This is a genomic window from Microcystis sp. M179S2, assembly GCF_020245805.1.
Taxonomy (GTDB): domain Bacteria; phylum Cyanobacteriota; class Cyanobacteriia; order Cyanobacteriales; family Microcystaceae; genus Microcystis; species Microcystis aeruginosa.
Genome location: NZ_JADBUE010000357.1, coordinates 1 through 9,510, shown reverse-complemented (window position 1 = coordinate 9,510; position 9,510 = coordinate 1). Strand labels below are relative to the sequence as shown.

Below are 9,510 nucleotides of genomic sequence, written 5' to 3'. Positions count from 1 at the left end.
TCCGAAAACAAACGATAGAAACAATAATGGGAGGGACTTTCAGTTAATTATTTATTAGTAGTTGATAATCTTCAAAAATGTTGCTGTACAAGGATCGACTTAAGACTTTTGCAAGAGGTCTTTTATAGTTCTTCGGTTTGTGTTAGTCCATGGACGGGGTTATAAGTACCTAAGCAAAATTAATTACACATCTAAGCCACTACTCCGTCAGACTTCTGGTGTGAGGAAACAGTGAACTGAAAACTCAAATCCGATCCCTAATAGCTGTCTCCCGTCTCCCGTCTCCCGTCTCCTGTCTCCTGTCTCGGAGTCTCCTGTCTCGACTAGGAAATTAATTTTGCACGACTACTTAACAGCAAACCCTAATTAGCGATAAAATGGGTGTGATCTTCAAATCTGACCTGTTATATGACTAATCGCTTAGAAGTTGAGTCGGCTATTAAGCAACTGCCAGAAAGTGAAGTCCGCTCTCTGGCAAACTGGCTTCAAGACTATCTTGATGAGATGTGGGATAGACAAATTGAAGCGGACCTAGCATCGGGAAAATTAGATCGCCTCAGCGCTCAGGCGGAAGAGGATATTGCAACCAACAACGTCAGAGATCTCGATTTACCATTAATCATGGATGAACCGATAGATATTGAAGTAGTTAGGACTGAAGCACTAAGAAAGCTGGGTAGAAATATAGTTAATTTTTCAAAGATTGAAGGTACTTTAAAGTATCTACTTTCAGTGACTCAGATCGAGGGATTATCAACATCAACTCGTAACCGGTTCGTTGACAATTATGAGAGATTTCGTAAGGACACATTAGGTATGCTAGTTGGGAAATTCCATGACACTGTGCTGGTGGATGATAGTCAGTCTAAACCTCAACTATTTAAGGTTACCTATAGTGACTCAGATTTCTTAAATGCTCAGAAACAGGCTCTCTCAGACATTGTGGTGGAACGAAACAATTTGATTCATGAATATTTAGCGCCACTCGATACTAGCTCTATAGAAGACTATTACAAGTTAATCAGTCTTTTAGATGAACAAAACCCTCGATTATTAGCTCATCTTGAAGATATTGGGTGGATGCTAACCTCATGTATAGAGGGAATAAAAGACCTTCAAGAATTCATTAAATCACCAGACTTTCACCAGTTTATACACTCTAGCCAATCCGATGCCTAACAAGTGCGTGTACAGGGAACGGCGGCAGACACTATCGGTTATGATGCAGCTCTGGTAGGGTGCGTTAATGAAATGTAACGCACCTCTTTTTTCTCTAGCCGTAGTGCGATGCCGAAGGCACTGCGTAGCAGTACGCCGCTCTGGTAGGGTGCGTTCCCTAATGCAAGCATAGCTATTATACCGATAGGACGGGTTGGCCGGTAGAAATGGCTTTTTCGACGATATCGGCGGCCATTTTCACTCCTCCAGTCTTCTGTAGCGCTTTTTGCATTCTCAGGGCATTTTCTCGGTAACTGGGGACGGATAACACCTTTTCAATTGCCCCTCGTAAACGGGGAACTTCTAGACGGGAAATCGGAATCACTTCCCCTGTCCCCGACCATTTTATCCGAGCAGATACCCCCGGTTGGTCGTTAGCGATGGGAATGGCCACCATCGGTACAGCTTGCGCTAGGGATTCTAGGGTAGTATTTAAGCCTGCGTGGGTGATAGTAAGAGAGGCTCTGGTTAAAAGCTCTAATTGGGGAGCGTAGGGAACAACTAGGGCGTTTTTGGTTGTTATTTGAATGTTAGAGTCGGTGTTGCCCAAGGATAAAACTAATTGTACCGGCAAATCGGCACAGGCTTCGGCGATCGCATTAAAGGCCGATTGTAGGCGATTTTGAATTGTACCGAGGGAAGCATAAATCAAGGGTTGTCCGGTTAATTTTTCGTAGGGAAAAGGAATCGTTTTTCTGGTGGAGGAATCGTGAAAGGGACCGGTAAAGTGAAAGTGAGCGGGTAAATTTGGCCGAGGAAACTCGAATTCGGCGGGTTGTTGGCTAATTTGGGCGATGGGTGAATAGCGTTGATTGATGTTTTGATAGGGAATTAACCCCCATTCTTGACGCTGCCGGTTGATTAACTCATTCAGAGGACGAGTCAGAGAGTCAAGGAGTTTATAGCCAAGTTTATTGCGAATAACCCCGATAAATGAGGGATTATAGTCCCAACTGGTCATAAAGGGCGGAATAAGCGGATCGCGATTTAAAACCAATGCCGAACAAAAACTGATAAAGGGAATAGCCAATTTTTCTGCGATTGTACCCCCTGAGGCGGAGACTTGATCGACAATTAGGGCATCAATTCCCAAGCGACGCATCTCTTGAGGGATAGTTTCAAAGAGGGCAGCGGTAGAATCACTTACTAATTGTACCGTGCGACGGACGGCGGCTGTTCCCCGTAATTGACCAATTTCGGCTAAATTTTTGGCTGATGTGCCTTTCGGATATTTGTCAGGTGCAATTGCCTGAAAATCTAAGCCGGCTGCTTGCACCATTTCTTCACCATCAAGAGTTAGAAAACAGGTAACTTTATGACCGCGTTTTTGTAACTCTTTTCCTAAAGGTAGGAGAGAATAAATATGTCCAGAAGTTGTAGGACAGAGTAAACCAAAATGAGTCATTAAACACCTCCACAGGTTTTCTTTAATTCTTCTAGATTCCAGAATGCACCACCCAAGGCGGAGAATTGTATTCCTTCAAAGCAGTTACGCACAGCCCCCAAAGCGAGGGGATTAACTAGATAAATAAACGGGACGTATTCCTGTTGAAGTTGTTGAATTTCATTATAGATAACTTTGCGCTTCTCAAAGTCTAATTCTTGGGAACCTTTGACGTATAAATCGGCGATTTTTTTCTCCCAATCCGCCGCTTGCCAGCCTTGAATCGGCGGGCTGCCGGGTTGAGGTTGTTGGTTAAAAGCGTGGAGATTTCCATCTACATACCAAATATTAGGGGCGTGGGGTTCGTTATCACCGGTAAAACCTAAAATATGGGCCTCCCAATCTAGACTATTACTCAGTTTATCAACTAAATTACTAAAAGCGATCGCTTGAAAATCCACTTGAATTCCTATTGCGGCTAAATCATTTTTAATTTGTGCGCCAATTGCTTCCCGGATTTTGTTACCCGCATTAGTAATCAGGTTAAATCTAACGGGATTATTATCGATATCGACTAGGAGATTATCACTATTATACTTAAATCCCGCCTCTAATAATAATTCTTTGGCTTTTTCGGGATTATAATCGTAACCTTTCAGGGTTTTATCGTAAAAAGGCGATTGGATAGAAAGAAAAGAATTTTGTTCTTGTCCCAATCCTCGATAGATATCATCAATCATTCTTTGACGATTAATGCCGTAGGCAATAGCTTGGCGGAAATTTAAGTTATTAAACCAACGGGATTTAATCGGATCTACTAGGGGTTTTCCGTCGCGTTTTCCTTGATTGAGATTAAAACCGATAAATTGGGTTCCGTAGGCAGGTCCGCCGTTAAAAATAGTGAAATTTCCTCTTTCTTCTTCGGTTTTTAAGAGGGAGAAAAATTCGGGAGTTACCCCAATAGAATCTAAACTTCCCGAACGAAATTGTAGTAAAGTTGTGTCCTGCGATTCAACAATTGCCCAAATTACCGAAGTTATATGAGGTAATTGTTGTCCCTGGGCATCTTTTTTCCAATAGTAAGGGTTATTCTCAAAAATAATCCTTTGTCCCGTTATATATTCTTTTAGTTTATAAGCACCATTAAAAACAATTTTATCGGGAGGAGTATCTAACCCCCAAGTGGAGAGAAATTCTAACCTACCATCGGGGCTTTTTTTCTGAATAGTTTTTTCTAAAGCGTGTTTAGGTAAAATCGGTGAACTGACAGCATCTAAAAAAGGAGCAAAAGGTTCGGGGAGTTTAAATTCGATTCTGCGATTATCTAGTTTAGTGATAACTGGAAATTCTTTTTTTAATCCTATTCTTAAACTATCGCGGTAGTTGTTAGGAATATCAGGATTTAGATATAATTCTTTATAGGTAAAAACCACGTCATCAACGGTTAAGGGTTGACTATCCGACCATTTTAAACCCTCTCTGATAGTAAAAATAATGCTCAAATTATCATCGGAAATTGTCCAAGATTCTGCTAAGACCGGTTCTTTTTTGCCAGTAATGGGATTTTCTGTTAATAGTCCTTCGTAGGTTAAACCAAAAATATTCGGGGATTCGGCCGATAAAACAGCATTAAAGGTTTTTGGGTCACTTAATACCGATATGACCACTTGATTGCGTCTAACTTGATTACCACAAGCAGTTAGGGAAATCAGCAATAAACAAGAAATTAAAAATACCGTTAATCCCTGCCAAAATTTCACCATAATCTTTAATATTTTTCTGTCCGACTATCTAGAAGTAAAGACCTTGCCTTGCTATATACACCGAAACTGACCAAGCTGAAAGCCGCTGGACTGTTTCCTTGCCCCATCAATATAACAGGAAATGAGACAAAAAATCTCGCCTAGGAAAGATTGACAAAGGCGAGAAACCGTGTTTCCATTAAGAATGGGAGATAAAATCTAAGAACGTTGTTCGATCGGTGTATAGGGGACTTCGTGTTCTCCGGTGTAGATTTGGGTAGGACGGAAAATGCGGTTAGCATTTAATTGTTCTTTCCAGTGGGCCAACCAACCAGCCACCCGGGAGATGGCAAAAATCGGGGTAAATAAATCACTGGGGATGCCTAATTTCCGATAGACCAATCCCGAATAGAAATCCACATTAGCATAGATACCTTTTTCGCCGTAGATATCCACCACTGCTTGTTCTAATTCTAGGGCGATATCGTAGTATTCATCGGAACCTAATTCCGCGAATAATTGTTCAGCAAGGTTTTGTAAAATCGTCGCCCGGGGATCCTTAACTTTATATACCCGGTGTCCAAAACCCATAACTTTTTGTTTATTGGCGATACATTTTTCCACATAGGGACGAACATTAGCCACCGAACCGATTTCCTCTAACATTAACAATACTTCCTCGTTTGCCCCACCGTGGAGGGGGCCGGCGAGAGTTCCCACTGCTGAAGCGATGACACCGTAGGGGTCGGTTAAAGTGGAAGCCGTCACCATGGCCGAAAAAGTCGAGGCATTCATGGTATGTTCGGCGTGGAGGGTCAAACAGACATCGAAAACTTTCGCCGCTAAATCCGTTGGTCGTCTTTCCGTCAACATATAGAGGAAATTGGCCGCATAATCAAGACTATCGTTGGGCTGAATGGGATGATTACCTTTGCGAATTAATTGAAACGCCGCCACCATGGTGGGGATTTTCGCTAATAGCCGGACTACTGCCTGACGGATATATTCGGGATTATCCAAAGCCCGACGGGCATAGTATAACCCTAAAGCCGCCGCCGAAGTTTGTAGCGCATCCATGGGATGGCCTTTTTCGGGGAAGCATTTCATCATGTCTTCGATACGGTACTTGATGCGTCGATGATAACGGATTTCATCGGCAAATTCTTCCAGTTCCGCCTCCGTGGGCAGAACACCCCAGATAAGGAGATAGGCGGTTTCGAGGAAGGTACTTTTTTCGGCGAGTTCCTCAATCCGAATGCCCCGATACTCTAAGATTCCCTTTTGCCCATCCACAAAGCTGATACTCGATTGGGCGGCGGGAATTCCTTCTAAACCTGGCCGATATTCACAAACTGTCATAGTTCTACTTTCCGTGGCGAAGATTAAGCCCTAACGCTAACTTACTTGATCTTTCCACCCTTACCGAAATTTTATAGAAATTCTTCGGTTCTGCCTCTCCCGTTCAGGATTGGGGAGAAGTGGACGGAAATTACCCCTATTTAGCGATTGCTTCGTCGATTTAGTCAACCCTGCCCTAGCGCATTTTTTCTGGGCTTACTGTTGCGACTCTAGCTAGAGGACTTGATATTTATCTACTTTCATTGTAGCGAGACTATCTCGATCGATTGAGCCGATCGATAATTTTTTTAAGTTTCTTCGGGATTAATATTTAACTCCCGCAGTTTTGCCGCCAATCGTTCGGCCCGTTGCCGTTCCGTTTCGGCCCGTTGCCGTTCCGTTTCGGCCCGTTGCCGTTCCGTTTCGGCCCGTTGACTTTCCGTTTCGGCCCGTTGTCGTTCCGTTTCGGCCCGTTGTCGTTCTTCGTTGTAACTGGTGAAAGGTTGACCATCGGGATAATACAACAGTAACTCTGGTTGGGCTAATTGAAAACGAATGCCCAAGCGAGGACTTACCCAATTATCGAGATTTTCTAGACTTTCGAGCCGATTTTCTTGGCGAATACAGCCGCCCAAATCATTTTTATCGGGATTATAAATGTAGTATTCTTCCACGCCATAACGGTCATAAAACAGTAGTTTTCTGGTCATTTCCGTTGGGGTATTGCCCGGAGAGAGAATTTCAAAAACCACTTGCGGGGGGATATTGTTCTCTTTCCACTGTTGATAGGAGCCTCTTTCTCCCTTGGGTCTGCCAAAAGCTACCATCACATCGGGTGCTTGCCGAGTTTTATTATCTCCCTCCACGGGATACCAGAGTAAATCGCCAGCGACAAAAACATCGGCATTATTGGCAAATAACCAGTCTAGATTCGATTTAATCGTCGTAATCCAGCGAAATTGTCTTGTATTATCGGCCATCGGTTTACCATCGCTATCGGGATAGACGATTGCGGTTTTCGGGCTGTCGTCGAGTTGTCTAACCATTGCTTAACCCTAGAATTTCGTCTTGGCTTCCTTAATAGTATAACTTTACTAGAAAAAACCAGGGCAAATATTTAGGGACGGTGATGCTCCTAAATCCTGTTTAAAAAGTATCGGAGAGTGGGAAGTGGGGAAGTGGGGAAGTCCAGTTATATCATTTTTCACAAGTAATGGGGCAGCGATGGTTAATTGCCCTCACCCCCAACCCAGCCGACTTCGGGGGGCGACGGGAGAGGTCTTTCGATAGACTAGAGTTATAGCCTGACAGTGGGGAGCTAGGGGCAAGAAAAGCTTAATATTTGAGATGAACCGATCGAGCGAGGATATCGTCTAGAATTAATTAACTCAAAAAATCCTGACTGAATCTACTTTTAAGCGAACTTTTCTAAAAATGATGGCTGAATTACTGAGTCTAGTTCCTGCCAAGTCCCTCGAAACCGATGTAGTGGTAGGGGAAGCGTCGGCAGTATGTCCCCTTCCTCCAGTCACGGTTAGTAATGATACCCTACTTATTTCCCTAATCGATCGCCTGCGACGTACTTTGGAAAATCACCGGGGCGAAAATCAAATTGTGGTGATGCAGGATTTCCCGGATCCCGATGCCCTTTCTAGCGCCTGGGCCTATCAAATTATCGCCGAACAGTACGATATTCACTGTGATATAGTCTATGCGGGTACTCTCTCCCATCAGGAAAATGTCGCTTTGGTAAAACTAACGGGTTTACCGGCTAAACGTTGGGGAGTCCATACCCTCAAGGATAGAGATCTTTCGGTTTATCAGGGTTGTGTTTTTGTCGATGGTCAGGGAACCAATAGTCAGTTAACCACTCTGGTTAAACAGGCAAAAATTCCCATTATTGTCGTGATCGATCATCATACCCGCCAAGGGGATCTAGACGCGGAATTTGTCGATATTCGTCCCCAAATGCGGGCAACAGCGGCGATGTTAACCCAATATATCCAAAAAGGGTTACTGAATTTTAATAGTAGCGATACCGTCCATGTTAAGTGTGCCACAGCTTTGATGCACGGATTGCGATCGGATACGAATAATTTAATGCAAGCGCAAGAGTGTGAATTTATTGCTGCTGGTTATCTCAGTCGTTTCTACGATGCCCAATTATTAAACGCTGTCCTGCAATCGGCCAGATCCCGACGGGTGATGGATGTGATTGAACGGGCCTTAAAAAACCGTATTATTAAAAATAATTATTCGATCGCCGGGGTCGGTTATTTGCGTTATGATGACCGGGATGCGATTCCCCAAGCTGCCGATTTTTTGGTGACAGAAGAAAATGTTCACACGGCTTTAGTTTATGGTATCGTTCACGATGAAGATGAGGATATCGAGTTAGTCATTGGTTCTATGCGTACCAGTAAAATTACCCTAGATCCCGATGAATTTCTCAAGGAAGCTTTCGGACAGGATAACCAAGGTCGCTTTTTTGGTGGTGGTCGTTATATGGCCGGAGGTTTTGAAATTCCGATCGGTTTCCTCGGTGGTTTTAATAATAATGCCGAATATGCGAAACTCAAGTGGGAACTGTATGACACCCAAATTAAACAGAAACTTTCCCATCTAGTTAACCCCGATGAAAAGGTAATTCGCACCTAGCTATTAGACCTCAGCTATCTGTTAACATTGCCAAGACCGACCTAACACTGATATGAAACTTTATTTTGTGCGTCATGGATTAGCAGGACAATCGGGGGATTATCTCAACGATGGGGAACGTCCTTTAACCGAGGAAGGTAGGGCCAAAACTGCTAAAATTGCCCAAAGATTAGGACAGTTGGGGGTGAAATTTGACCTAATTCTCACTTCTCCCCTGGTGCGTGCCGTGCAAACCGCCGAAATTTTGCAAAAAGCGGGTTTAAGCCGTAAAATTGAGCAATTTAATCCCCTATCACCCAACGGCAATATTCAAGATTGGGTGCAATGGTGGCAAAAGTCGGACTATCAGCGAGAGGAAAACGCGATCGCAATGGTAGGCCACGAACCAGATTTAGGCTATTGGACGGAAATGCTAGTTTGGGGCAAGTTTCAAGGAAAATTATCGGTCAAAAAAGCGGGAATAATTGGTCTAGAGGTTCCCAATCAGGAAAATCCCCTAGGCAAGTGTCAGTTATTCTGGTTGACAGCCCCGAAATTACTCCTCTAGGAATTAACCTGGGTGTATCTATCCTTTTTGGGGACTACAATCGATGTTTAGTTAATAGTTAAAAAATCATGAACGATGTAGAATTACGCCAGTTATTAACTGAGAAGTTAGCAATTTTGTCCGCAGACAATCTTAATTTAGTTGGGCAATTTATTGATAAGTTAACTCATCAAGAGGCAGCAAACAAATCCGACAATTACCTAACAGAAAAAGCATTACAAAAATGGCAATTTTTAGTTAAAAATAATCAAGAAATGGACAATACAAATCCTTTAAGTGAAAATGAAATTAAGATAATTTGGCAATTTTTAAGTCAATCTCATCGATCTCGTCCGGTAGGATTAGCTAGAGGAGAATTTACCATCTCCGATGATTTCAACGAACCTTTACCAGAGGAAGTTTTAGACTTGTTTTATCCACAATGAGATTGTTACTAGATACACACATTTTTCTTTGGTTAATTAGGGTTTGCTGAATAAATCTAAAAACCTTGTTGGATAAGGTTTTTAGACTTTTTTGACCTCAAAAAGTGCCAGATCTGGGAGTGATCGGGGGTAAAATTCCGGGACTTTTTCCCTGAAAATTAGCTAATTGACCCCCTCAAAATCGGTAAAACCCTACAC

The 9,510-nt window shown here is 42.9% G+C and carries 8 protein-coding genes; 4 read left to right on the top strand and 4 right to left on the bottom strand.

The annotated features are described in order from the left end of the window. Positions 1–408 precede the first annotated feature (408 nt). Positions 409–1,179 carry a hypothetical protein gene (locus IM500_RS22380; protein WP_287739563.1) on the top strand — a complete coding sequence of 257 codons (771 nt, stop codon included), beginning with the start codon at positions 409–411 and terminating at the stop codon, positions 1,177–1,179. Positions 1,180–1,354: 175 nt separating this feature from the next. Here IM500_RS22380 and IM500_RS22375 read toward each other — a convergent pair whose 3' ends face one another. From IM500_RS22375 to IM500_RS22360, 4 genes are all read right to left on the bottom strand, one after another. Next, positions 1,355–2,623: a glycosyltransferase gene (locus tag IM500_RS22375; protein ID WP_287739562.1), complete on the bottom strand. Its 1,269-nt coding sequence runs from the start codon at positions 2,621–2,623 to the stop codon at positions 1,355–1,357. Continuing rightward, the gene (locus tag IM500_RS22370) at positions 2,623–4,365 is read right to left on the bottom strand and encodes an ABC transporter substrate-binding protein (RefSeq protein WP_287739561.1); all 1,743 of its coding nucleotides are present in this window, start codon (positions 4,363–4,365) and stop codon (positions 2,623–2,625) included. Before IM500_RS22370 ends, IM500_RS22375 begins: the two co-directional genes overlap by 1 nt. 198 nt (positions 4,366–4,563) lie before the next feature. Beyond that, on the bottom strand, positions 4,564–5,703 hold the full coding sequence (locus IM500_RS22365) for a citrate synthase (protein ID WP_190722739.1): 1,140 nt from the start codon (positions 5,701–5,703) through the stop codon (positions 4,564–4,566). Positions 5,704–5,990: 287 nt separating this feature from the next. Beyond that, positions 5,991–6,728: a Uma2 family endonuclease gene (locus IM500_RS22360; RefSeq protein ID WP_287739560.1), complete on the bottom strand. Its 738-nt coding sequence runs from the start codon at positions 6,726–6,728 to the stop codon at positions 5,991–5,993. 388 nt (positions 6,729–7,116) lie between these two features. Here IM500_RS22360 and IM500_RS22355 point away from each other — a divergent pair, with 388 nt between their 5' ends. The 3 genes from IM500_RS22355 to IM500_RS22345 all read left to right on the top strand — a co-directional run bounded on the left by IM500_RS22355 (position 7,117) and on the right by IM500_RS22345 (position 9,312). Beyond that, positions 7,117–8,340 (top strand): DHH family phosphoesterase, encoded by a 1,224-nt coding sequence (locus tag IM500_RS22355; RefSeq protein ID WP_190722289.1) that lies wholly within the window; start codon positions 7,117–7,119, stop codon positions 8,338–8,340. A 52-nt stretch (positions 8,341–8,392) separates the two neighbouring features. Then, positions 8,393–8,887, top strand: a complete 495-nt coding sequence (gene sixA, locus IM500_RS22350; RefSeq protein WP_147073766.1) for a phosphohistidine phosphatase SixA — start codon at positions 8,393–8,395, stop codon at positions 8,885–8,887. A 68-nt stretch (positions 8,888–8,955) separates the two neighbouring features. Next, positions 8,956–9,312 (top strand): hypothetical protein, encoded by a 357-nt coding sequence (locus IM500_RS22345; protein WP_002797815.1) that lies wholly within the window; start codon positions 8,956–8,958, stop codon positions 9,310–9,312. Positions 9,313–9,510: the final 198 nt, after the last annotated feature.

Coding starts and splice junctions, on each gene's coding strand:
- IM500_RS22345 (WP_002797815.1), top strand. CDS start 8,956: ATGAACGATGTAGAATTACGCCAGTTATTAACTGAGAAGTTAGCAATT.
- sixA (WP_147073766.1), top strand. CDS start 8,393: ATGAAACTTTATTTTGTGCGTCATGGATTAGCAGGACAATCGGGGGAT.
- IM500_RS22355 (WP_190722289.1), top strand. CDS start 7,117: ATGATGGCTGAATTACTGAGTCTAGTTCCTGCCAAGTCCCTCGAAACC.
- IM500_RS22360 (WP_287739560.1), bottom strand. CDS start 6,728: ATGGTTAGACAACTCGACGACAGCCCGAAAACCGCAATCGTCTATCCC.
- IM500_RS22380 (WP_287739563.1), top strand. CDS start 409: ATGACTAATCGCTTAGAAGTTGAGTCGGCTATTAAGCAACTGCCAGAA.
- IM500_RS22370 (WP_287739561.1), bottom strand. CDS start 4,365: ATGGTGAAATTTTGGCAGGGATTAACGGTATTTTTAATTTCTTGTTTA.
- IM500_RS22365 (WP_190722739.1), bottom strand. CDS start 5,703: ATGACAGTTTGTGAATATCGGCCAGGTTTAGAAGGAATTCCCGCCGCC.
- IM500_RS22375 (WP_287739562.1), bottom strand. CDS start 2,623: ATGACTCATTTTGGTTTACTCTGTCCTACAACTTCTGGACATATTTAT.